We start from the raw sequence: 22,449 nt of genomic DNA, 5'->3' as shown, positions 1-22,449 counted from the left end.
CCTCGCTTCCGCGAGCCGTCGCCACCCCACACCCCGCCTCCTCTCCCCCGCCTTCTCCAGTCTGGAGCGACCGTGCTCACCTCTCTTCCGTGCGAGCGGCTCCTGCTCGGCGTCACCGGATCCATCCACGTCGTCAACCTGCCCCAGTACCTCACCCAGTTCCGCCGGACGTTCGCCCGGAGCATCCGGGTCGTCATGACCGGTACGGCGGCCCGCATGCTGCCGCCGCACCTCGTACGCACGTACATCGACGAACCGGTGTTCACCGACCTCATGGGCACCGACGCGCTGCCCAGCCCGCACATGCGCCTCACCCGCTGGGCACAGCTCTTCGTCGTGCTGCCCGCGACAGCGGACATCCTCGGCAAGGCGGCGCACGGCATCGCCGACGACCTGCTGTCCACCGCGATCCTGGCCAGCCCGCGACCGGTCGTGTTCGCCCCCGCGATGAACCCGGCGATGTGGGACAGCCCCGCCGTACGGCGCAACGTCGCCCAACTCGCGGCCGACGGGCACCACATGCTGCCGATGCGGCCCATCACGTCCGTGACGACAGGCGAGTTCGACACAGGTCTCGGCCCCACCCCCGAATCGGTGATGCCGCACCTGTGGCACGTGCTGATGCGGCAGTTGAAGAACGACTACTGGGCGGAGGCCACTGCCACGCCCCCGGCCACCCCCGCCGAGATCAAGCAATCCACGAATTCCCAGGACGCCAAGGCGCTCCCGCTTCTCCCGCTTCTCCCGCCGCTCACCGCGGATGCATTCGACGCTCCGAGTGCATCCGCCATCCCCAGCGACTCTCCCGATACGTCGGGCACATGACCACCACCCCAGCTCCTCATGCACCCCGCACCGAACTGCCCTCGGCGTTCCGCCTCTTCTGGTCCGCCGACGCGGTGTCGCTCGTGGGCGACGCCCTACGCGGCATCACCGTCATCCTCTGGCTCTACTCCGCCTCCGGCGGTTCCGCGCGGGCCGTGTCCCTCGGCGTCCTGAGCGAACACCTCCCGGCCCTGCTGGCCGCTCCCGCCATGGGGGTGCTCGCCGACCGCTACGACCGCAAGAAGATCATCGTCAGCAGCTGCGCCGTCCGCGCGGCGGGCAGCGCCGCCATTCTCTGGGGCATGCTCACCGACGCGCTGCCGCTGGTCCTGGTGGCCCTGGCCTGCTCAGCGACGGCCGCCGGCGCGAGTTCCACCGCGTGCGGCGGGCTGCTGCCCCAACTCGTGCCCCGTGAACTGCTCGTACGCGCCAACAGCATCATGACCACGACCACCCAAGTCTCCTACGTCGTCGGACCGTTCATCGGCGCCGCACTGTTCGAGCGGCACGGTCCGGCCGTCGCGCTCACCGTGGACGCCGCCAGCTTCCTCTCGTCGGCACTGCTGCAAGGGCAGCTCCCCCTTCCACGCATGGGACAGAAGTCGGCACTACGCACAGCCAACGCCTCCCCGGACGGCATCCGGGCCGGACTAGGCGCCCCGTTCAACCACCACGAGCCCACCCTCGCCCTCGCCCTCGGCTGCTACCTGTGTGTGGCGCTGCAGGCAGGCATCAACAACACCGTGCTCGTCGCCTTTCTCCCCACCGCGCTGCACCGCCCCTCGTCCGACGTCGCCCTCTTCAGCTTCGCCAACGGCATAGCCCAAATCCTCATCGCGGGCCTGCTGGTCGGCCTCGCCAAGAGACTCGCCCCGGCCTCAGCGGTGTCCTGGTCGGCCGGTGTGGCCATGGTCGGCGGGCTGCTGCTCGCCACGTCCAGCGGCCTCGGCACCGCGCTGGCCGGTGTAGTGATCGTCGCGCTCGCCACCGCGCCCCTCGGTATCGGCTTCACCACCCTGCGGCAGACCACGGTCCCCGAGTCGGTGCAGGGGCGAGCCACCGGCATCATCGGCGCGCTCACCAGCGCCGTATTCCTGCTCGCCTCCCTGACGGGCGCGTGGCTGGCCGACGCAACCAGCCCGCGCACCAGCCTCGCGTGCGCGGCGGGGGCGCTGACTCTGGGTGCCCTGCTTGGCGCCCTCACTGCCTCGGTGCGGGCGGTCCGCTAGGGGTGCCTTGCCCAATCGCTCGCACCTTCGGCCCCTTAGGCTTCGATGTCGTCCCCGGTCTCCCGGAACCGCGCCGATGTCAACGATCTCGTCGCCGTCGGCAAGCTCACCACGGTAGGCATCACCGCCGCCGCATCCCCGGGGACGTGCTGGACCGTGACGCGCTCACGCAGGCCCTCAAGGATGCCGCCAAGCAGTTCGGCGGGATCGACGTCCATCGAAGTGTCGATCGGTACCGCCATCATTCGCAGCTTGCCGAGGGCCCAGCATGAGCAGATCTCCCCCGTCAGGCGCAGTGGGTCGACGGCCCCGGGCGAAGCCCCCCTGCCCTCGATAGAGAGGTTCTTGAAGCCTGGCAACTCGGCGAACAAATAATCGGTTGCCTGTTGGTGATGGCGGTGGATGCAATGTCCGGCATGATCACCCAGGTGCGCCCGCCACAGCGAGATGAGATGAACCCGCACTACCGGGCCTTGCCACTCTGCGATCCGGGCAAACGGCAACCGAATAGTCACGCGGGAGACGCCAGCGCATGAATACGCCACCATCGCCACCTGGGGCGGAACGGACCGACGGATCATCCGTCCAGATCGGCGCTCTAGTTCCGCTGACTCGGCCTGGCTGGGTCGAGGCAGGCCAACACCTGCTCGCTGGACTCGAACTGGCCGTTCGCGAAGTCAATGACGCCGGCGGGATCGTCGGAAGACCACTTGAGCTGGTTGTCCGAGACACCGCGGCTGATCCGCAGAGGGCCGCGGCGGCCGTAGATGAATTGGCTCGCCTGGGCGTGGCTGCCTTGGCAGGGGAATATCACAGCGTCGTCGCTCGCGCCGCTGCCGCCAGGGCCGACGCCCTCGGACTGCCGTTCCTCTGCTCGTCAGCGGTTCTCGACGCGCTCACCGAACAGCCAACGGAATGGGTCGCGCGCCTCGCCCTGGCGCAGTCCCACGGTTGGCAGATCTACGCAGACTTCCTCCTCGCTGCGGGCCACAGTCGAATCGCCGTAGCAACCCAGCCGAGTGTCTACTGGGCTTCTGGGGTCCGCATTCTGCGGGACTACCTCGCTCCACGCGGCGGCACCGTCATCGAACTCGACATGCGCGCGCTCACCCCCTCGGCCGTGTGCGACGAAGTCGTCGACCATCGCGCGACAGCTCTCCTTCTTCTGGTCGGCCACCCAGAGCCGGCAGTGTCGATCGTCAAGTCTGTCCGGCGCGACCAGCGCCTCGCCGAGATCCTGATCGGTGCTCCGGCCGGACAACCGGAGTTCACCGAATGGGCGACGTTGCTGGGCGACGACAGCGCCGGGATCCCGTTCTTGCGCTACCTGCCCGAGCACCTCACCCCACTCGGTGCACGAGTCGAGACGGCCCTCCGCGAGCGGCTGGCCGAAGCGCCCTCCTTCGTCGCCTTCGAGGGCTACGACACAATCGCCGTCCTCGCCGATGTGCTGCGTTCTCACGGCGCGGACCGGGCGCGTACTGCCGAATCATGGCCGCGCGTTGCAGTCGAAGGCACCCGCGGGCAGATCCAGTTCTCCCGCACGCCAAGCATCAGCGTTTGGCAATGGGCTTGGCCGCCAATCCAAGTCGTTGATCGAGACCCGGCGGAACCTGATCGCTTTCGGATCCTTCACGCCGGCTGAGAGAGCACGAAGGTCCGACTGCCCAAATCTGTCCGAACTTGCGGCTGTCTTCCTGTCTACCCGTCTACCTGTTCATGCGGGCTCACAGCTTTGTGGCGGGCCCGACCACATTCTCAGGCTATCGCGCGGCAGCCGGCGCTAGGCCGTTTGGGGGCGGGCTGCGAGGTGATTCGGCGCTACATCATCTGGCGGCACAAGCACGCCGCTGACAAGCACCTACGTCAGGTCGTCGCCCGCGCCGACGTGGCTTGACCAGCGACTGCCCGAACGACCACTCCTCAGCCCGCGGTCGTGGTTTTGATGAGCGGCGCGTCCCGCGAGAGCTCCCGGAACCTGAGGCCGTAGTACAGCCCGCGCGCCTCGGGATGCCCCGGCGCACCCCGGCAGACGACCGTCGCATGAGTGGCCCCGGCCGCCCGCGCCAGATGCATCCCGTGCAGCATCATCGCCCGTGCCAGCCCGAGTCGCCGATAGTCCGGATGCGTTCCGACCGGCTCGAACTCGACGGTCTTGTTCGCCTCGTCGAGCCACATGATCGTCGAGGATGCCATTGTTCCGTCCGGCGCCTCCACCAGGACGTGAAGGTCGCCGCGATAGGCCGCCGTCTGCCGGACATCCTTGTAGCTCTGGGCCGTGTAGGCCGAGGGAGTCCAGGCGTCCACATGGGCCCGGACCGCGTCCTCCGGTCCGGCCTCGTCGGCGGTGCGGAACCGGAATCCGGCCGGCAGCACCGGCCGCTCCACATCGGCGAGGACCCGCTCGTTGAGCTGGGTCCAGTCGCCGGTGTCACCGAGCGCCTCCACGTCGGTCTCATAGCCGTGCGCCGCCCATCGCTTCAGGGCGAACTCATCGGCGGCCGTCGGCAACACCGTGCGCTCGAGGCTGGCCGCCACACCGTCGTACCACTCGATCACTTCATCGACCAGTTCGGTGTGGTCGGGATGGACCTGATAACTCAGAGAGGCGCCGGTGACGTCCGTGACCGAGCCGTCATTGCGCCTCACCTGGCGCGGAAGAAAGGCCCACCCCCACGCCACCAATTCGTCACCGGAGGACCACAGCCGACGCGGCCAGGTTGTGCCGTAGGCGGCGCGCCCCTGGCCCCAGATCCAGGCCAGCTCCCCATACGAAGCGCCGGCGCTGATCAGGTCTGGGCGGGTGGCGGTGACACGCTGAGCCAGACCCTGCATGAGCGGTATGTCCGCGGCGGTCAAGACCTCGACGTCCGTCATGGCGCGCCACTGTGTCAGGACTCTGCAAAGCCGTCGAACCGTTTTCCGGAGCCGCCGACCGCAGCAGACAACAGTGCAACGCGCGAAGCTCATCGTCGTAACGATCAACGGCCCCAGCTACCGGCTCAAGAACCGCTTCAAGGCCATCGAACGCGACACCAACGTCGCTTGAACGAGAAACGCGGCCGCGTACTCAACGGGCGGGAAGCCCGGCCCGGTGCCGCCAGTAGTCCGGATCGCGGGGGTCTGCCAGCCAGCCCACCAGCCGGTCGGCGCCTGCCTGAAACGCCTGACTCAGCGATGGCTCAGCGCCGATGACCACATGCAGAGCATCGGCGTCATGAGTCGCATGGTCGACGTCACGCCAACAGGCCACGTTCACCGCCGCGCTGACCGACAGCTGTCCCTGGTCCGTCCAGGAGACATCGAGCAGGAACTCAAGTTGATCGCCGGGTCCGGCATGCCCGACGATGTCCGCGAGCAAGATCACCGCAGCACCTGGCCCAGGGCCGGGGAACGAGGCGTGAGTTGATGCCCACAGCCATTCCGGCTCAGGCTCCCCTACGCGTGCCTCATCAATCGTGCGAGCCGCACGCCGCAGGACCTCTATCTCACTGGCCGAGAGCTGTGGGAAAGGCGCGGGCAGCGGGACAGCATCCAAGGGACCACCAGCCATGACCATGAACCCGCTCATCCACTCCTCGGGCAGAGGCCACAAGAAGCCCGAGCCCCCGGCCGGCCATTCAACCCGTCGCCAAGCCGGGCACGTTCACTCGTACCATGCAGGCCACATCCCAGAGTACGCGGACAGCAGACCCTGGCGGCCGACGTCGACGTGGCTGCGACTACGCGCCCCCGCGTTCGTCGATGCGTTGCAGCAGGTCGAGCAGGGTCGCGCGGTCAGCTGGGGAGAGCGCGGAGTAGCACGCGGCGAGGACCTCGTCGGCGATCTGATGCCCTGCTTTGAGGACCCGTTCACCGGCGGGGGTGAGATAGTGCTCGATCCGTCGGCCGTTGCCCGGCCGGCGCTCGATGAGGCCCTGGGCCGCACAGCGGCCGGCGAGCGTTCCGAATGCCTGCTCGCTCTGGAACGTCGCCGTAGCCAGTGCGCGGGCCGATGCCCCGGGTGAGCGGCTGATCGCACGGAGGGCATCCCACTGGGCCAGCGTCGTGCCGACAGTTGCGAGCCGACTGTCGAGAGCTCGGTGCTGCTGGTACTGGGCGTACTTGACGGCTCTTCCAAGGGCTTGCAGTTCATCGGACATGGAACAAGTCTAGATGATGACTAAGCTAGCTTATATAAACATCCTTAGTTATGGTGGGGGCATGTTCACAGACCACGCGGTTGCGCAGTACCCAGACCTGTCCCTCACCCTGTCCGAGACCGGCACCGGCAGGCCCGCCCTGATCCTGCACGGCGGCGGAGGGCCGGCCACCGTCGCCGGGCTCGCGGGCCATCTCGCGAAGACCATGCACACCATCACGCCCACACACCCTGGCTGGGACGGCACCCCCCGCCCCGCATGGCTGACCGGCATCGACGATCTCGCGCTCGCCTACCTGCACTACCTCCAAGACCTCGGGCTACGCGATGTGCTCGTCGTCGGCTCCTCGCTCGGCGGCTGGACCGCCGCCGAGATGGCCGTACGCGACACCGCGGGAATCATCACGGGACTCATCCTGATCGACGCTGTCGGCGTGCACGTCGAGGCCGAACCGATCACCGACTTCTTCGCCCTCGACGCCCACGGCGTAGCCGAGTACGCCTGGCACGACTCGGCCCGCTTCTACCGTGACCCCGCCGGCATACCCGCCGAACAACTCGCCATCCAGCAGGGCAACATGGCCACCATGCGCGTCCTCGCGGGCGACCCCTCCATGCATGACCCCAAACTGCTCCGCCGACTGCGGCGTATCGACCTCCCCACTCTCCTGCTCTGGGGAGAAAGCGACCGCATCGTCACCCCCGCCTACGGCGCGGCATACGCCAACGCCTTCGGCAACGGTCGACTCCAGGTCATCCCTGAAGCAGGCCACCTGCCGCAGATAGAACAACCGGAAGCCACCTTCGCCCACATCGACACCTACCTTCGCCGCCCGAGCGCCAACTCCATCAACCCGCAGTGACCGTTGGCCCCCCGGCAGTTGGTCGATCCGACCGGCCGACGCCTGATAACGGGCCATCACCGCGCTGACATTCGTACAGGCCAGGTCACGACGCGAGGGCCTCCAGCACCCACGACGAAGGGCTGCGCGCCCGCTACGCCGCCTGCGCCCCCTTCCGCCGTGGCGCCGAAGCAGTCACCATGCGCGACTTGGCCGACGAACTGCACCAAGGACGGCACGAACCGCAGCGTCTGTGGAACCTTGCCCCGCACATCCTCGAACAGGACGACTTCTGCCGTATCGGATCTTCGAGGGCCGCCCATGGGAAGGCGACGGCCGCGCGCGATGGTCGACCAGCACACCCCGACCGACCGGACAGCGATCTCCGACGAGGTCGTCTTCAACGGTCTGTCCGCCGGGGTGTTGTCACTGGCGACCGGGATCCGCATGCTGCAGGACGCCGGATACCCGATCGAAAACGCACGGAAGGAGGTCGACCGGATCACTGATCGGAAGGAAGCTCCAGGGCGGGAGCATCGTCCGGCGGCAGTTTCGTCTTCCTCATCGCTTTCCGCTGCTGATCCACAGACTGCCGAAGATGGTCCTCTTCCACAGTGACCAGGTTGCCCCCGCCGACCTGGACCTTGTACGTGCCCTCGCCACCGGGCAGTCCCTCGATGCGCGTCGCGGAGAAGCACCATCCCTCGAAGTCTCCGTACGAGCTGGGCAGCACCTCACCGATACTGGACTCGACGCCGGAGGCCAACTTCCTTTTCCCTTCGGCGTCGTAGATGACCACGGCTTCACCGGCAAGGTTGGGCGTGCACTCGCCGCTCTCCGCATTGGTTTCAGAATCCGTTACCGGTGACGCACCAGTGACCAGCGCGGTGAAGGGGCCGCGATCCACCCATGGCTCCCATATCCACAGAGAAGCCCCCGCGGCAACGGCAGCAGCGACTGCCCATATCGCGGCACGATGCTTCTTGGGAGGCTCAGCGCCCTTCACCAGGGACACAGCGGGAAACATTGGGGTGGAATCTGAAGCATCAGACATGAGTTGATCACCTCAGCTCGACACCATCCAGCATCCAACTCACGTGAGAACCAGCGGGCGTTGGCCGACTCGACCAGGAGGAGCACCACTCGCTGACCCGCAGCCTGCCGACTCCGCGTACCGTGCCCGGAGACCCTCAGGATGGCCGTCTGATCCTCCCGATTCTCGGCGTCTCCTCCGACGACCCGTTGATGGCCATCCGCGAAGGCGACGAAGCAGATCGTGCGGTGATGCGCCGGACCATCCCGCCCCACGCTCCCGATCATGAGATCGACCGCAGAGCGAAAATCGTCGACAAACCACAGGGAGCCACGTGCCGCATTTCGTCTACCGGATCACCAAGTACGACCCTGCCGACCGCGACGAGCACGGCAGCTACACCGGCGCTGAGGACTCGACCAGCGACCACGGGCCCGTCGAGTCCGCATACTTGCAGGCGATCGCCGCCTTCGCCGAGGACACCGGTATCGACACCTTCGCCATCCGCGAGCCACAGATCGCCGGCCTTGCTCACTTCGGCCTGGAGCCAGCGGCCGACGGCCACGGCCTCGCCGGGCTCTTCCCACCCGACCTCACGGGGTTCCACGACGGAGCACAGGTGTCCCTCCGCGTCGGTCTGGAGCTGGTCCGGGCCATGCTCCGTGACAGCGGCGCCTGGTGCCGTCTGGAGGTGGAGGACGTGTTTGCCGTGCACGTCGGGTGGGATCAGTACGTCTACGTCAGCAGCGACAAGCCCTGCGACAGTGCCCTGGCCCGCACCCGGGCACTCGGCCTCTTCCCTGAGCGATTGCCGGCCTCGCCCTACGCTGCGCACTGCGACGAACCCGGTGTGCAGCGACCCGCCGACGAGGACTTCTGGGCCCGACTGCGCTGGTGCATCGCCACGCGTCAAGCGGACCTGCTGGAGGAGGCATACATCGACAACGCCTCCCACTGGCACCGCCTCACCCAGGAGAACCTCGACACCGTACGCGCCCGGCTCACCCCGCGTGCCCGGTTGACCGTCTGGCCGGACCTGTCCACCGATGTCGGTGCAGTCCTGGCCTCACTTCCCGACGAAGGCTCTGTAGAGCTCGTCTGGGAGGACCAGAACGGGTCTGTCACCAGCACGATCGCCGACCACTCCCAGTACCAGGAACTGGCGGCACAGACGGAGGGTGCCCGTGCCGCTGCCGCCCTGTCTTTGTACGTCGCCGAACGTCACCCGCTGTTGACTGCCGTTCTGCCCGACAGCGACGGCGTCCTGCGGGCCCGGTGGAGGACCGAGCCGACGCCGAGTGACCGGAACTGGGCCTTCCTGAAGACGCTCCAGCGCGGGCAGATCTGCACTGGCACAGTCACGCAGATCGCCAGTTTCGGGGTCACGTTCGTGGACATCGGCGGCTTCACCGCCATGATCAACCTTCCTGAATTGTCCTGGCGACACATCGATCACCCCTCCGACGTCGTCGCCGTCGGGCAGAGGATCTCGACCGAGATCCTCGACGTCGACCTGGTGCGCGAGCGTGTGCCGCTGTCTCTGAAGGCATTGCAAGAGGACCCGATGCTGCGGTTCATACAGCAGGTCGGCAAGGTAACGACCGGAGTGGTGACCAAACTCGTACCGTTCGGCGCCTTCGTCCGCGTCGAAGACGGAGCGGACGGTCTCGAAGGGTTGGTGCACGTCACCGAGTTGGCCGAAGGACGGGCAGACCGACCCGAGGACGTGGTCCAGGTCGGAGACCCGCTCCCCGTGAAGGTCATTGAGGTCGATCCTCCACGCCGTCGGATCACCCTCTCCCACCTACAGGCTCTTACGACCGAAGAAGGCTGACGAGTAGATCTTCGACGGACTGCTGACCCGCTTCCACGAGCAAGCCGGCTGACCGGACTCAGCCGCTGCGACGCCAAGACCCGGTATCCCGACAGCGCTACCAGTTCAGACCGTGCAGTCGTCCGGCCACGCAGCCTCCTGCGGTTGCGTCCATGGAGATCGCCCGGCTCGCCGCACGGCACGAGGAGATCATCCGGCTCCGCGAAGCCGCCGCTGCGACAACTCGGGTCTGCTGCCTACCGCCGCCCCGAACCACCGCCATCGTGACATGCAGTTGATACCGCAAGCCCGACAGGATGCTCGCTCTCGCATGCTGGAAGTAGACCCCACCAGCGATCAGGCCGGGTCCCCGTCAGCCAGCGAAGGCAACGTGTGTGGACGCAGGACCATGAGCGAGCCCTCCAAGGTCGCCATCATGGCAAAGGGGAACCGGTCGACCTCAAGACAGAGCGCAACGTCATCAGGATGGACTCCTTGGCGCACCCCCTCCGCCAGTTCGGCGGCGGCGCGCGACTCGGCAGCGCGACGGAGGAACTCAGTAGCATCCGTTCCAGCCTCGGTGGCCCGCCGAGCAATGTATTGAGCACACGCCAGATCTTCATCGGCCTGCCCATCGTCGCCAGTGACCACGAACGTGACACTGTCACTCTCGCGCGTCCGCAAGAGCTGAGCCGTTGCCTCTGCCACCACGAAGCTGGCGCACAGCACCAGCGGCGCCTCCTTGACCGCGAGGGCGCCTACCGTCCCTGCCGTGGTCTTCTGCACAACGGTCCGTCCGCCAAGATCAACAGACCGCAGCAGGCCCGGCGAGTTGACCATGTCGAACCCGGGCGCGGGCGGACCGTCTTTGAGCGCCACCCAATCCGGGTGCCGGGTTTTGAGCGCCAGGGCTTCGTCCAGCGACTCAGCAAGAACGATCTTTTCCGCCCCCTGGGCAAAGGCCCAGGCAGCCACCGTGAAAGCACGCATGACGTCGACTACGACCGCCACGGACGGGGCTTCGACCAGCTCAGCGATGCCAAGGAAACTAGCGTCCATTCCGGTCATGATCGCGCAAGCCTGACCCAGAGGACCGGGAGAGTGATCCACTTCACATCGACGGTATCGGAATGCGGCACCTCCGACTGCCTGCGTCGCGAAAGCGGTCCGCAGCCACACACCTGCTCAATCGCCACACGGTCACCCGCGCACGACCTCTGCGGACACAGGGCACAGCGCGGCCGCACGTATGGCGTGCGACCCGGAGTTGACGTTGACCAACGTGCAATGGGTGCTCGGACGGAGGTGTATCTGACACCGCACAGGACGAGGTCTCCAAGCGGCGAAGAGCACCAACCCCGGGCTGTAATCCCGGCGCCGAAGCTCCGCTGCGCAGAGGCGTCGCCCCCAAGGCCGCAGGCCACCTCACCTGGGCTGAAGGGATGTCCAGCGAGCGGCGACGGAACCTGACCTATGAAGAAGAGGAGGCGTTTTGGTTCTTCGCCACGCTCAAGGTCCTCCGCCTGACCGGCATCCGCAACAAATAGCTCCTGGAACTGAGGCATCACAGCGTGACCCAGTACCGGCTCCCGTCCACCACCGACGTCGTGCCGCTGCTGCAGTTCGCCCCGTCCAAGACCGACACCGATCGACTTCTCCTGGTCAGCCGGGCACTCGCCGACATCCTCAGCGCCATCATCAACCGCCTGCGCGCCCCCGACGGAGCGATACCGCTGGTGGCCTCCTACGACGTCCGCGAAAAGGTCTGGAACCCGCAACGCCGCTGCTGTTCCAGCGCGACATCGGCTCCGAGCACCGCGCATTCACGCCGACCGCCATCCGAAAACTGCCCATCAACACCCTGGCTGCCACCGGCCTGACCAACGCCGACAGCGAGGCCATCACCTTCTCGCCCCACGACTTCCGGAGGATCTTCGTCACCGAGCAGGATCCGGTCCTCCAGCGGCAGGCTCCACGGCCGGCCGTGCCGCACCGCACCGCATCATCGCCCTCGCGGCGCAGCGCGGTCACCAGCTTGCGGAACAGTCGGGGGCTCAGCCCGGTGAAAGGGGCTGTCCAGGACGGCTTTGACGCCGTGCTCACACCACCCACATCAAGATCATCTCAGCCGCGACCAGCAGACGCCGCGCCAAGTCAGCCCACGAGCCCGCGTGTTGACCATCGGCCTACGATGCCCGGATGCAGCCACACTTCACCGGCACCTCCCTGATCACCGACGATGTTCCGGCCCTCGCCGCCTTCTACTCCGCGGTCCTGGACACGGATGTCGAAGGCAGCGACCCCTTCGCCCGAGTGACGGTCTCCGGTGCCGTCCTGTCGTTCTTCTCCACCCAGAGCATGGAGTCGATGGTGCCCGGGTCGATGGCCGCCGCCGCGAGCGGAGGGTTCACTCTGGAGTTCCAGGTCACTGACGTGGACGCACGCCACGAACGTCTGCTGGCCCGGGGTGTCGAGATCCTCAAGCCGCCGACAACCCAGCCGTGGGGACGCCGATCGGTGTGGCTGCGTGACCCGGACGGCAACATCGTCAACCTCTACCAGGAGGCGTGACGACTGGTCCCCACGCATCACTTCGATCACTGCAGGACAGTCCTTAGGCTTTGCGGGCGAGCAGTTGAATCTCCTGGAACTGCCGTCGGTCGGTGGGCTGAGGCTCGCGAACCATACGGGCTACCTCGGCCAACCCGGACTCGCGCAGCATCGCGGCGAGGTGATCAGGCCACCATCGATAGGCCAGGGCGACAGCGTGATCGAAGACCTGCGTCGGGTGAGACGGATCATCGCTTGCCGAAAAGCCGACCAGAAGGTGGCCGCCAGGTGCCAGCACGCGGTGGAACTCCGCCAAGATGGCAGGGAGTTCTTGCGGCGGGGTGTGGATGATGGACCAACGTGAGAGTACGCCGCCCAGCACGCCGTCAGCGATGTTCAACGCGGCCATCGAGCCCACGTCGAACCGCAGGCCCGGATAACCCTGTCGAGCCAACTCGATCATCGCAGACGAAGCATCAACGCCAGACGCCGCCAGCCCCAACTCACCCAGATAAGCGGTGACATGGCCAGGACCACACCCCAGGTCCGCGACCTGACCGTCCCCACTCGCACGTACGACCTCGGCGAAGGCACCCAAGATCGCGCGGTCCAAAGGCCTGTCCCGCAGCTCGTCGCGGAACAGCTGCGCATAGGTGGGGGCAGCAGCGTCGTAGGCCTCGCGGGTGACACTGAGGGCATCGTGTTCGACCATGCTCGCGACAGTAGTTCCTGGCGCTGATTCGGGCCGCCAGAATCACGATCCCGCAAGGTCAGAGAAGCGTGTGTCAGGTGCCCTCAACTCCGGCCCGATCCCGGCCACATGCCCCGGCCAGGGAAAATCGACGAGTTGGAGGCACTCCAGTTCCTGCACCAGCCGCCGCGGGAGCCACAAGACCTTGTCGCCGAGCAGGGCCAGGCGTGAGGAGCCGCGCCTCTCCACCCGGCCCTGCGTCGGCACGATCAGGGACGTCAGGTGTTCGCCCCTTGCCGTACTACTGCTCTGGCGATTCGTCACGTGAAGCAGCTCGGCCGCGGAGTGTGACGAGGGCCAGCAGGGCGGAGAACAGTGCGGCCGATCCGCAGACCACGAAGCCGATCGAGTAGCCGTGGCCGAGGGCGTCCATGGCGAGTGGGTGCAGGTCGGCCAGCTTCGGTGACGCCTCCGAGGCGCCGTTCACCGCGAGGGGGCCGCCCTCTTCCAGTACGGCCGTGCCCGCGCCCTTCAGTGCTTGCGGGAGGGCGGAGTCGTGCAGGGAGTCGGAGAAGCTGCTCGCCGCGCGGCTCAGGGCCACCGCGCCGATGACGGCCGGGCCGAGGGTGAAGCCGAAGTCGCGCAGCAGGTTGGTGGTGGCGCTCGCCATGCCGGCCAGGTTCACCGGCACGGTGTTGACGGCCGTTGCCGTGATCGAGGAGACGGTGATGGCGAAGCCCAGGCCGACCAGGCCGAGCGGCAGGATCAGCGAGGTGAAAGCGGTGTCGGTGATCGGCAGGGTGGCCGCCACGTAGTCGCCCGCCGCGATCAGCAGCAGTCCGCCGCCCAGCAACAGTCCCGGTGCCACCGTCCGCAGCAGCCGCTCCGTCAGCGGCAGCATCGCGAGCGTGATGCCGTTGAGCAGGACGAATGCCAGGCCCGTCCGCATCGGCGCCTGGTCCTGCACCGGGCCCAGGCGGATGCTGACGGAGTAGGCGGTGCCCAGGAAGGCGAACATGCCGACCACGGCCACGATCGAGGCGACCGCGAAGGCGCGGTTGCGGAACAGGTCCAGGCGCAGCAGCGGAGACTTGGCGCGCTTCTCGGCCAGGACGAACGCGGCGAGGAAGAGCGCGGCCAGCACGAAGGCGATGACGATCGAGGGCGAGGCCCAGCCGTCCGTCGGGCCCTGGATGATGGCGTAGAGCAGGGAAAAGAGGCCCAGGCCGATGGTCAGTTGGCCTGCGATGTCGAGTGAACGGCCCTCGGGGGCACTGGAGTTGACGGCGAACAGGGCACTCATGGCGGCGCTCGCCACGGCGACGGCGGCGACGACGATGAAGGACCAGCGCCACGAGCCGTAGGTGGCGGTGACGCCGCCGAGCAACGGGGCGAGGAAGCCGCCGGTGGACAGCAGGGCCGCCCACATCGCGATGACCCGGGCCCGCTGTGCGGGCGAGGTGGTGCCGGCGGCCAGGATGGCCAGCGAGGTCGGGAACAGGGCAGCCGCGCCCAGGCCGGCCAGGGCCTGTCCGGCCCAGAGCTGGTGGACGCCGGAGGCGGTGGCGCTGACCAACTCGCCCACGGTCAGCAGTGATGCGCCGCCGACCAGCAGCCGCTTGCGGCCGAAGAGGTCGCCGAGCAGGCCGAAGGTCAGCTCCAGTACGGCGACCGGGAGCAGGAAGGCGTCGGAGATCCATGTGAGCTGCGAGCCGACCGGGTGCAGGTCGGACTGGAACAGGCCGTTGAGGGTGGCCGGTATGGCCAGGCCGATCTGGGCGAGGCAGACGGCGAGGAGACCGGCGACCAGGGTGCCGGTGGTCAGGCCGGGGCCGGTGGCGGTGGCGGTTTTGGCGGAGGGTTCGGTCGTCATTGACACGGAGGGCTCCTGAGGGGCGGGAAGCTCGGGGTACGGAGGGGGTGCTTCGCGATCAGCGCGTGCCCGTCAGGCGACTGGGCCGGTAGTCGGTAAAGGCGGCGCCGTCGAGCCCCAACTCGTCGGCGCTGTGCTGGAGTTCGCCTGCGGTCGCGGCGTTGTCCCAGTGCCCGGTGTCCAGCCGGTGCTCCACGGCGTGCAGGGCGGCGACCACTTCGGCGGTGGTGAAGTTGCAGTGGCCTTGGCGGGCGACGTAGGCCTGGCGCAGCAGCGCGGAGTCACCGGCACTGCGCACCCGCTGGGCGAAGACCGACTCCTGCTCGACGGGCACCAGTTGGTCGGCGGTGGTGTGGATGTCCAGCAGCGGCACGGCCAAGCCCTGTCCGGCGGTGGAGGTGCGCTTCAGATGAGCCACGGCGGCCGGGTCGGCTGTGATGTCCGCACCGCGGGTGAGCTGGTTCAGGTCGGTGCGCAGGTTGAGCCCGGCGTCGCGGTAGAGCGCTGCGACCTGTTTGGCGTGGGCGGACTTGTGCAGGAGCCCGGCGTAGTCGACGCCCTTGTTCCAGGACGTGTTGCCTCCGGCGGACTGCTCCACCGACCAGCGCGCCGGGACGATGAAGCCGAGCAGGCCCTGGGCGAGCCAGGCGTACTGCTGCTGCTCCTGGCCCGCGAAGTCGTCGCGCGCGGGCGGCTGCTGGCCGGGAGCCCAGTCGGCCAGGTTGAGGTAGGCGGCGGCCAGGGCGATCCGGGCACGTCCCGCCGGGGTCTGCTGCGCCGCCTCGACGGCCTTCGTGAGACGGTCGGCGAGCGCGGCGGCGTCGGCCTGGCTGTCCGGGTTCACCAGGGCGTCGGCGTCGGCCGGGTCGAAGAACGTGGCCAGGGCGTACTCCGCGTCCAGTTGATAGTTGTCCAGGTCGACGCCGCCCGCGACCAGGCCGCACAGGCCGAGCGCACCGTCGATGCGTCCCGCGCCGTCCCGGGCGATCTGGGCGTTGATCAAGCCGCCCATGGACTGGCCCACCGAGATGACCCGGGTCGGGGTGCCGACCTGCCGGCGGAAGGCGGTGAGTGCGGCGAACTGGTCCCGCTCGGCCGAGTCGAGCGCCCACATCGAGCCGTTGGGGTCGTAGGAGGAGCCGACGAGGGCGTAGCCCGCGTCCAGCAGGGCCTGGTGCGCCGCGGTCGACGGGGCGTCGGCGGCGGTGGTCGGTCCGAAGCCGTGGCTGAACAGCAGCAGGGTGCCGTTCCACTGCTCGGGTTTGTCCGCGATCCAGGTGGCGCCGTCGGACAGAGCGCCGGAGTAGTGCTCGGCGGTGGTGGCGTGGGCGCCGGTCGCGGGCCCGAGCAGGGCGGTCGTGAGGGCGGTCGCGCAGGCGGCTGCGAGGGTCGAGAGACGGGGTCGGGGCATGGCGGCGGCTCCGCGGGTCGAGTGGGGACCGAGTGGAGGAGCTAGCTGGAAGAGCGCTGCGAATGTAGGGCTCTTTTTTCATCGCCGTCAATAGACTGACCAATAATGAGCCAGGCGGGTCCGCGTGCGGATGCGCGGAGCCCGGGAGCGGGGGTCAGTCCAGCGTCAGGGTGTCCAGCAGGCGTGCGGCCTCGCGCGCCGCCGGGCGCTCCCAGCGGCTGGCCAGACCGCGGAAGACGGTCTCCGCCTGGGCGGCGGGCCAGTCCGCCGGCAGGTGCTCCGCGGGCAGATGCGGGTCCCGTCGCACCAGGTCCAGCCAGTCGGTGTGCACCAGGAGCTGGCCTGCGAGTTCGTCGCCGGAGGCCGCGGCGGGCAGCGGGTCGGTGCGGTCCCAGCGCTCCAGGAACGCCCGGTACCGTGCGCCGATGGCCGGCACGTCGAACGCCTGCTCCAGCACCTCACGGACGTCGGTCGGCGACTCCACCTCGGCCCGGAACACCCTCAGATGCGCCTCCAGGCCGAGACCCGCCACCATCTCGCGGACGTCGACGCGCGCCGGGGCCACCCACAGGCCGTTCTGCAGCGGACCGAAGCCCGCCCAGATCAGGCGGGAACGCAGATCGTGCCGTTCACGGCTCCACGCCTCGGGCAGCGAGAAGCCCACCATGGTCCACCGGCCGTCCCAGTCCCGGTTGACCGCGCCGGTGCGCCAGATGCGGTCCCTGCCGTCCGTCAGCACCTGCACGGCGTGTGACGTCAGCCCGAAGTAGGTCTTCCGGCCCTGGCGGTGACGCTCCAGCAGACCTCGTTTGACCATCCGGTTCAGCGTGGTCCGCACCGCGTCCTCAGTGTTGCCCACCCGCCCGAGAGCGGCGATCACGCTGCCCGACGACACGGCGATGGGCCGCCCCAGCACGTGAGCGCCGAAGAAGGTCAGCATCAGGGACTGGGTGCGCGGCTCGGGACCGCTCTCGGCGGTGGCTCCGGCTGCGACATCGACACTGGTCACCGCCACAGCGTAGGCCCGGAGCGGGCGCGAGCCGCCTCGACCCCAGAAAGCGTGTCATTTCCGTGACGGAAATCGATGATTTGACCAATATCGCTGGCCGGGGCACGAGGTGGGGGGCGAGAGGAAGAGCCGCGTTCCGCCAGAAGGCCCTGAGGTGGGCCTTGGTCGGCAATGCGCAGCAGCGGCGGCCCGATCAGGCCGTCGCCGCAGGAGGCCGCGTTCAGGGCAGGATCTTGATCGCGCTGCCCCAGTTGGTGCCGAGCGTCTGCTGCATGGCCATGTGCAGGAACTGGAGTGCCTCCAACTCGCGGGCGCGCCGGAGCGGGCCGGCGTCGAGCGGCCGCAGGCCACCGGAGGTGACCAGGTCGGACACCTTCTTCTTCGCCATCTCGTCGTCGCCGGCGATGAACACGTCCAACGGCGTGCCGTCGACCTCGCCCGCGACGAGCAAGCCGGCGAAGGTGGTGTTGAACGCCTTGACGACGGTGACGCCGTCAGCGGCGGCGGCAGCGATCTCCTCGGCGGCCGAAGTGCCGGGCGAGGTCACCAGCGAGTCGAACGTGGCGAAGTCGACGGGGTTGGAGATGTCGACGACGACCTTGCCGGCGAGCTCGTCGCCACGGGCGGCGACGACATCCCTGCCCGCCGGATACGGCAGCGTGAGGACGACGATGTCGGCACCGTCGACGCCGTCCGCTGCCTCCACGTCGGCGCCCGGGACCCGTTCGCGCAGCACGGCGACGAGCGCCTCGGTTTTGGTCGCGTCATTGCCGACCAAGCGGACACGATGCCCGCCGGTGAGCGCGCGGGTCGCGATACCGCCGGCCATGTTGCCGGGACCGATGAAAGTGATCTGCATGTCAGGGCTCCTTCGGGGACGGCAGCTCAGGGGTGTAGCCCGATGCGGAGGCGCGGCCACAGCAAACGAAATATCTGCTTCCTCAAATAACCCTGCGGCATGTGCCATGGCCGCGCATCCACGGTCAGCCAAACAGAGCGCAGACGTTGAAGCATCTTTACGGTGCGCTCAGGACAGCGGTTCTCCGTGCACCCCCGCCGCGCGGAGCAATCGTCAAGACCTGTGGACGGGAGCCGCACCGACCCAGCGGTGGTAGGCGTCTACGTCGACGTTGCTGCCGCACACGATGGTGACTACGTGCCGGCCGGCGAAGCGGTCGCGGTCTTCGAGGATCGCCGCGATGCCGAGCGCGGCCGACGGTTCGACGACGAGGCCGGCATGGTCGAGGAGCATCCGCATACCGGCGGTGATCGACGCCTCCTGGACCAGGACGGCGTCGTCAGCGACCAGGAGGAGGTCGTCCAGGACCGCCGGGATGGGACACCGGCCGGCGACGCCGTCAGCGATGGTGTCGGTCGAGTCGGTGGTGACGACGCGCCGCCTGCGCCACGAGTGTGTCATGGCCGGTGCACCCAGCGGCTGAACGCAGATCACCTCGACTTCGGGTGCCAAGGCCTTCACCACATGACCCACACCCGTGGCCAGCGCCCCGCCGCCGAGAGCGATCAGGACGGCGTCGAACGACGGCACGGTGTCCACCAGTTCGAGGCCGATGGTCGCCGCGCCCTCGCAGGTCTCGATGTCCAGGCTGTCTTCGACCAGCCGGATGCCGTCGTACCGCGCTATGGCCGCCGCCCGCTCGCGAGCCATCTCGTGGTCGCCGTCCACCAGCTCCAGCCTGGCGTCCAACGCGCGGATGCGATCAAGCTTGGCCACCGTCGCAAAGCGGGAGGCCACCACGGTCACATCGAGCCCCCGGCCGCGACCGGACCAGGCGAGGGCCTGGCCAAGATTGCCCGCGCTGGCGCACACCACGGCTCGCGAGCCATGGTCGGCGAGTTGGCTCGCGACGACCTCGGTTCCGCGGGCCTTGAAGCTGCGGACCGGGTTCGCCGTTTCGAGCTTGATGCTCACCGTGCACCCGAGGTCGGGCTCCAGCGCCTCGCAGCGGTACAGCGGAGTGTCGAGAAACATCGGGTCGATTACCCGGCGAGCCGCCCAGATCCGAGCGGTGTCGAGGCGCGTCTCCTGCACGACACGGCAGCGTAGTGCCGCCGGCGCTGTTGCATCACGTAATTGTCAGTTCTGCGGGTCGGTCGAGGTTGCGTGAGCCTCGGGACGTTCGACGAGGTGGCCGCGTTCGAAGCGGGCTCCGGCACGGACGAGGGTGACGAGGGCAGTGTCGCCCGTCCGCGCGCCCTGGCAGGGACCGACCCCTACGCTCCCGACCTGACCCGGCGCGCCGGTGAACTCCTGCTCAAGAGCCCGGAGTTCGCCCGCCTGTGCGAGCGCTACGACGTCAGTGGCCACAGGCACAGCCGCAAGACCTCCACCATCCCGAGGTCGGCGACCCCACCCTCGGCTCCCGGCCGACACCGCACGAACCCTCCCCCGACTCGGACGAAGCCACGTCGCCCTCCGCCTGCCCCTGGCTCCGGCTGCGGGCAGGCAGCGCTCTGGTCAGGACTGCGTGCGCCTCAGGACTGTGTGCGCCGTTCTTGTTCGACCTTGGTAGCGGAATGCCCGGCGGTCGGCGGGGCGGTCAGGTCGAGCAGGAGCATGGCGTCGTGGTCCGGCGTGCCGGGATCGGCGGTGTAGACGCCGAGGCGTTGGCCCGGGGTGTCGTCGAGGTGCATGCTCTGGCCGCTGAGGGTGAGGGTGCCGACCTCGGGGTGGTGGAAGGTCTTCCGGGTCTTCTTGCGCCCGACGACGTCGTAGCGCTCCCACAACTTGGCGAACTCCGGGCTCTTGAGCAGGAGTTCACCCACGAGGCTGGTGAGGTCGGGGGCGTCCGGGTCGAGGCCGGCCTGGGCGCGCAGCCGGGCGACGCAGCCGCGGACCTGGTACTCCCAGTCGTCGCGGAAGAGGGTGCGCGCGGTGGGGTGGAGGAAGAGGTAGCGGGCCAGGTTGCGCTGTGTGGCGGGCCAGTCGGCGAGGTCCGCGTACAGGGCGAGGCCGCCGGGGTTCCAGGCGAGCAGGTCCATGCTGCGGCTGATGATGTAGGCAGGGCTCGGCCGTAGCGTGTCCAGGACCAGCTTCAGGTGCGGGCGCACGGTCCGGCTGGGCGGCGGCGGGGGCTCGGGGGCGTACCGGGCGGCCTGGGTGGCCAGCTCGCGCAGGTGCCGGTGCTCGGCGTCGTCGAGGCGCAGGGCGCGTGCCAGGGCGTCGAGGACGGAGGGGCTGGGGCGGGTCTCCTTGCCGCGCTCCAGACGGACGTAGTAGTCGATGCTGATACCGGCGAGCGTGGCCAGCTCCTCGCGGCGCAGACCGGGGGTTCGGCGCAGGCCGGTGCCCACGGTGAGGCCGACCTGGTCGGGGCGGGTCTGGGTGCGGCGCGCGTACAGGAACCTGCCCAGCTCCATGCCGCCGCTCCTGCTGGTGCTCTGCTCGGATGCCATTTCGCCAGTGTCACACCGCGCTGACCTGCATGACAGGCGCGTGGGGGGCACTGTCATGCCCCCCGAACACCACACCCCTGCACAGCCCGGCCTGCCACTGGATCTGAAAGAGCGACAGGCTCGTTGTCTGTCAGCGTCCTGTCCCTCCAGCACTGGAGATCGTCCCGTGTCCGTGTCCGCCTCGCCCACACCACTCCACGCAGGAACGGCCGGACTGCCGCCGCAGAGCCGGTCGGGTGGGCGTATGGCGCTGGCCGCCGTGCTGCTCGGCTTCTTCACGATCATGGTCGACGCGATGATCGTGAACGTGGCCCTGCCCTCGATCGGGCGCGGTTTCGGCAGCGGGATGACCGGGCTCCAGTGGGTGGTCGACGGCTACACGCTCGCCTTCGCCGCGTTCCTCCTGTCCGCCGGCGCGATCAGTGACCGTATCGGGGCGCGCCAGGCGTTCGCCGTCGGCCTGGGCCTGTTCGTGGCAGCATCCGCGGTGTGCGGGACAGCCCCGAACCTGGGCGTTCTGGTGGCGGCGCGACTTGTGCAGGGAGCCGGCGCCGCGATGGTCGTACCGTCCTCCCTCTCCTTGCTGCGGGAGGTCTTCCCCGACCCGGCGGCCCGTGCGAAGGCGATCGCCCTGTGGGGCGTGAGCGGTTCCGTCGGCGCCGCCGCCGGACCCGTGGCCGGTGGGCTGCTCACCGTCGTCGACTGGCGGATGATCTTCTTCGTCAATGTGCCCGTCGGCGCGGTGGCCCTGATGCTCCTCAGGCGCGCCCAGCCCTCTCCCCGGCAGCAGGCTCCCTTCGACTGGACCGGCCAGGTGGCCGCGGTCGCCGCCCTGGACGGGCTGACGTACGCGGTCATCGAGGCCGGTGCGGACGGGTTCGGCGCCGCGCGGGTCCTGACCGCCTTCGCCGTGGCGGTCGTGGCGGCCGTCGTCTACGTCGTCGCACAGGCCCGTGGCCGGCATCCGATGACACCGCTGCCGCTGCTGCGCTCCCGCACGATGTCCCTGTCGGCCGCCATCGGGTTCGCCCTGAACGTCGGCTTCTACGGGATGATCTTCCTGCTCGGGCTGTACCTCCAGCAGGTGCACGGGCTGACCGCGCTCGCCACCGGTGTCGCGTTCCTGCCGATGACCGTACTCACGTCCTTCATGGGCCCGGTCGCCGCCCGCATGTCGACGCGGTTCGGTGCGCGGATGCCGGTGATCAGCGGACAGCTGCTGATGGCCGCGGGGCTGCTGGCGATGGTGACCGTGCCCGCCGCCGCGCCGGTATGGCTGCCGGTGGTGCTGATGGTGCCGGTCGGTGCCGGCGGCGCGATGGCCGTGACCGCACTGGTGGCGCTCCTGCTGGAGAACGTGCCCGCCGAGCGAGCCGGTGTCGCCAGTGGTGTGCTGAACGCGGCGCGCCAGCTCGGCGGCGCCCTGGCCGTCGCCGCCTTCGGCGCACTCGTCGCCGACCGGGCCGGGTTCGTCTCCGGCCTGCGCACCAGCCTGCTGATCGCCGCGGCGACCGTGGCGGTGAGCGTCGTGGCCACCGTGCTGCTCCGGCCCGCGCGGAAGGCGTGATGACCACGGCGACCCGGCCCGGACTCTGAACGACCACCTGCCCCCCAA

The 22,449-nt window shown here is 68.7% G+C and carries 20 protein-coding genes and 3 pseudogenes; 9 read left to right on the top strand and 14 right to left on the bottom strand.

What is annotated here, in order from left to right:
- Positions 1-72 precede the first annotated feature (72 nt).
- Both OG975_RS45980 and OG975_RS45975 read left to right on the top strand, forming a co-directional pair.
- Complete coding sequence (locus OG975_RS45980) at positions 73-825, top strand: flavoprotein (protein WP_406335724.1); 753 nt, start codon at positions 73-75, stop codon at positions 823-825.
- On the top strand, positions 822-2,054 hold the full coding sequence (locus OG975_RS45975; RefSeq protein ID WP_406335722.1) for an MFS transporter: 1,233 nt from the start codon (positions 822-824) through the stop codon (positions 2,052-2,054). The genes OG975_RS45980 and OG975_RS45975 overlap by 4 nt, the downstream gene beginning before the upstream one ends.
- Before the next feature lie 35 nt (positions 2,055-2,089).
- Here the strand turns inward: OG975_RS45975 and OG975_RS45970 are convergent, their stop codons facing one another.
- Positions 2,090-2,569, bottom strand: coding sequence for a hypothetical protein (locus tag OG975_RS45970; protein ID WP_406336805.1), 480 nt, complete (start codon positions 2,567-2,569; stop codon positions 2,090-2,092).
- Here OG975_RS45970 and OG975_RS45965 point away from each other — a divergent pair.
- Positions 2,462-3,699 (top strand): annotated as a pseudogene (locus OG975_RS45965) (ABC transporter substrate-binding protein). The gene OG975_RS45970 and the pseudogene OG975_RS45965 sit on opposite strands and share 108 nt — an antisense overlap.
- A gap of 278 nt (positions 3,700-3,977) precedes the next feature.
- Here OG975_RS45965 and OG975_RS45960 read toward each other — a convergent pair.
- The 3 genes from OG975_RS45960 to OG975_RS45950 form a co-directional block, all read right to left on the bottom strand.
- Positions 3,978-4,931 (bottom strand): GNAT family N-acetyltransferase, encoded by a 954-nt coding sequence (locus OG975_RS45960; protein ID WP_406335721.1) that lies wholly within the window; start codon positions 4,929-4,931, stop codon positions 3,978-3,980.
- Positions 4,932-5,124: 193 nt separating this feature from the next.
- Positions 5,125-5,421, bottom strand: a complete 297-nt coding sequence (locus OG975_RS45955) for a hypothetical protein (protein WP_406335720.1) — start codon at positions 5,419-5,421, stop codon at positions 5,125-5,127.
- A gap of 355 nt (positions 5,422-5,776) precedes the next feature.
- On the bottom strand, positions 5,777-6,196 hold the full coding sequence (locus OG975_RS45950; protein WP_406335719.1) for a MarR family winged helix-turn-helix transcriptional regulator: 420 nt from the start codon (positions 6,194-6,196) through the stop codon (positions 5,777-5,779).
- 61 nt (positions 6,197-6,257) lie between these two features.
- On the opposite strand from OG975_RS45950, the gene OG975_RS45945 reads away from it, so the two are divergent.
- Positions 6,258-7,058, top strand: a complete 801-nt coding sequence (locus OG975_RS45945) for an alpha/beta fold hydrolase (protein ID WP_406335718.1) — start codon at positions 6,258-6,260, stop codon at positions 7,056-7,058.
- A gap of 481 nt (positions 7,059-7,539) precedes the next feature.
- Here OG975_RS45945 and OG975_RS45940 read toward each other — a convergent pair whose 3' ends face one another.
- A complete protein-coding gene (locus OG975_RS45940) occupies positions 7,540-7,944 on the bottom strand; it encodes a hypothetical protein (RefSeq protein WP_406335717.1) in 405 nt (134 codons plus the stop codon).
- A 460-nt stretch (positions 7,945-8,404) separates the two neighbouring features.
- Here OG975_RS45940 and OG975_RS45935 point away from each other — a divergent pair, with 460 nt between their 5' ends.
- Positions 8,405-9,904 (top strand): S1 RNA-binding domain-containing protein, encoded by a 1,500-nt coding sequence (locus tag OG975_RS45935; RefSeq protein WP_406335716.1) that lies wholly within the window; start codon positions 8,405-8,407, stop codon positions 9,902-9,904.
- A gap of 336 nt (positions 9,905-10,240) precedes the next feature.
- On the opposite strand, the gene OG975_RS45930 is transcribed toward OG975_RS45935, so the two are convergent.
- A complete protein-coding gene (locus OG975_RS45930) occupies positions 10,241-10,942 on the bottom strand; it encodes a 2-phosphosulfolactate phosphatase (protein WP_406336749.1) in 702 nt (233 codons plus the stop codon).
- A gap of 512 nt (positions 10,943-11,454) precedes the next feature.
- Here OG975_RS45930 and OG975_RS45925 point away from each other — a divergent pair.
- Complete coding sequence (locus OG975_RS45925) at positions 11,455-11,763, top strand: hypothetical protein (protein WP_406336804.1); 309 nt, start codon at positions 11,455-11,457, stop codon at positions 11,761-11,763.
- Between the two features lie 62 nt (positions 11,764-11,825).
- On the opposite strand, the pseudogene OG975_RS45920 reads toward OG975_RS45925, so the two are convergent.
- Positions 11,826-11,995, bottom strand: a pseudogene (locus tag OG975_RS45920) (IS5/IS1182 family transposase); the annotation flags it as partial.
- Positions 11,996-12,082: 87 nt separating this feature from the next.
- Between OG975_RS45920 and OG975_RS45915 the strand changes: the two are divergent.
- The gene (locus tag OG975_RS45915) at positions 12,083-12,454 is read left to right on the top strand and encodes a VOC family protein (RefSeq protein WP_406335715.1); all 372 of its coding nucleotides are present in this window, start codon (positions 12,083-12,085) and stop codon (positions 12,452-12,454) included.
- Between the two features lie 43 nt (positions 12,455-12,497).
- On the opposite strand, the gene OG975_RS45910 is transcribed toward OG975_RS45915, so the two are convergent.
- The 6 genes from OG975_RS45910 to OG975_RS45885 form a co-directional block, all read right to left on the bottom strand.
- A complete protein-coding gene (locus OG975_RS45910; RefSeq protein ID WP_406335714.1) occupies positions 12,498-13,145 on the bottom strand; it encodes a class I SAM-dependent methyltransferase in 648 nt (215 codons plus the stop codon).
- 280 nt (positions 13,146-13,425) lie between these two features.
- Positions 13,426-14,997 (bottom strand): MFS transporter, encoded by a 1,572-nt coding sequence (locus OG975_RS45905; RefSeq protein ID WP_406335713.1) that lies wholly within the window; start codon positions 14,995-14,997, stop codon positions 13,426-13,428.
- Positions 14,998-15,055: 58 nt separating this feature from the next.
- Positions 15,056-16,408 (bottom strand): alpha/beta hydrolase, encoded by a 1,353-nt coding sequence (locus OG975_RS45900; RefSeq protein WP_406335712.1) that lies wholly within the window; start codon positions 16,406-16,408, stop codon positions 15,056-15,058.
- A gap of 154 nt (positions 16,409-16,562) precedes the next feature.
- Positions 16,563-17,423 (bottom strand): PaaX family transcriptional regulator C-terminal domain-containing protein, encoded by an 861-nt coding sequence (locus OG975_RS45895; protein WP_406335711.1) that lies wholly within the window; start codon positions 17,421-17,423, stop codon positions 16,563-16,565.
- A 214-nt stretch (positions 17,424-17,637) separates the two neighbouring features.
- Positions 17,638-18,276, bottom strand: a complete 639-nt coding sequence (locus tag OG975_RS45890) for an NADPH-dependent F420 reductase (protein WP_406335710.1) — start codon at positions 18,274-18,276, stop codon at positions 17,638-17,640.
- 213 nt (positions 18,277-18,489) lie between these two features.
- Positions 18,490-19,470, bottom strand: coding sequence for a threonine/serine dehydratase (locus OG975_RS45885; protein ID WP_406335709.1), 981 nt, complete (start codon positions 19,468-19,470; stop codon positions 18,490-18,492).
- Between the two features lie 72 nt (positions 19,471-19,542).
- On the opposite strand from OG975_RS45885, the pseudogene OG975_RS45880 reads away from it, so the two are divergent.
- Positions 19,543-19,713 (top strand): annotated as a pseudogene (locus OG975_RS45880) (transcriptional regulator); the annotation flags it as partial.
- Between the two features lie 200 nt (positions 19,714-19,913).
- On the opposite strand, the gene OG975_RS45875 reads toward OG975_RS45880, so the two are convergent.
- On the bottom strand, positions 19,914-20,834 hold the full coding sequence (locus tag OG975_RS45875) for a helix-turn-helix transcriptional regulator (RefSeq protein ID WP_406335708.1): 921 nt from the start codon (positions 20,832-20,834) through the stop codon (positions 19,914-19,916).
- A gap of 244 nt (positions 20,835-21,078) precedes the next feature.
- Between OG975_RS45875 and OG975_RS45870 the strand changes: the two genes are divergently transcribed.
- Positions 21,079-22,401 (top strand): MFS transporter, encoded by a 1,323-nt coding sequence (locus tag OG975_RS45870; protein ID WP_406335707.1) that lies wholly within the window; start codon positions 21,079-21,081, stop codon positions 22,399-22,401.
- Positions 22,402-22,449 lie beyond the last annotated feature (48 nt).

Origin of the sequence: Streptomyces sp. NBC_00203 (genome assembly GCF_045206325.1) — a bacterium.
Classification (GTDB): Bacteria; Actinomycetota; Actinomycetes; order Streptomycetales; family Streptomycetaceae; genus Streptomyces; species Streptomyces lutosisoli.
Note: the sequence above shows the minus strand (reverse complement) of the source record. Positions and strands in the feature narration are given on the sequence as shown.

Bases quoted from the DNA above. Each gene is read 5' to 3' on its own strand.
- OG975_RS45975 (WP_406335722.1), top strand. From the start codon at position 822: ATGACCACCACCCCAGCTCCTCATGCACCCCGCACCGAACTGCCCTCG.
- OG975_RS45960 (WP_406335721.1), bottom strand. From the start codon at position 4,931: ATGACGGACGTCGAGGTCTTGACCGCCGCGGACATACCGCTCATGCAG.
- OG975_RS45950 (WP_406335719.1), bottom strand. From the start codon at position 6,196: ATGTCCGATGAACTGCAAGCCCTTGGAAGAGCCGTCAAGTACGCCCAG.
- OG975_RS45945 (WP_406335718.1), top strand. From the start codon at position 6,258: ATGTTCACAGACCACGCGGTTGCGCAGTACCCAGACCTGTCCCTCACC.
- OG975_RS45930 (WP_406336749.1), bottom strand. From the start codon at position 10,942: ATGGACGCTAGTTTCCTTGGCATCGCTGAGCTGGTCGAAGCCCCGTCC.
- OG975_RS45915 (WP_406335715.1), top strand. From the start codon at position 12,083: ATGCAGCCACACTTCACCGGCACCTCCCTGATCACCGACGATGTTCCG.
- OG975_RS45910 (WP_406335714.1), bottom strand. From the start codon at position 13,145: ATGGTCGAACACGATGCCCTCAGTGTCACCCGCGAGGCCTACGACGCT.
- OG975_RS45905 (WP_406335713.1), bottom strand. From the start codon at position 14,997: ATGACGACCGAACCCTCCGCCAAAACCGCCACCGCCACCGGCCCCGGC.
- OG975_RS45900 (WP_406335712.1), bottom strand. From the start codon at position 16,408: ATGCCCCGACCCCGTCTCTCGACCCTCGCAGCCGCCTGCGCGACCGCC.
- OG975_RS45890 (WP_406335710.1), bottom strand. From the start codon at position 18,276: ATGCAGATCACTTTCATCGGTCCCGGCAACATGGCCGGCGGTATCGCG.
- OG975_RS45875 (WP_406335708.1), bottom strand. From the start codon at position 20,834: ATGGCATCCGAGCAGAGCACCAGCAGGAGCGGCGGCATGGAGCTGGGC.
- OG975_RS45870 (WP_406335707.1), top strand. From the start codon at position 21,079: ATGGCGCTGGCCGCCGTGCTGCTCGGCTTCTTCACGATCATGGTCGAC.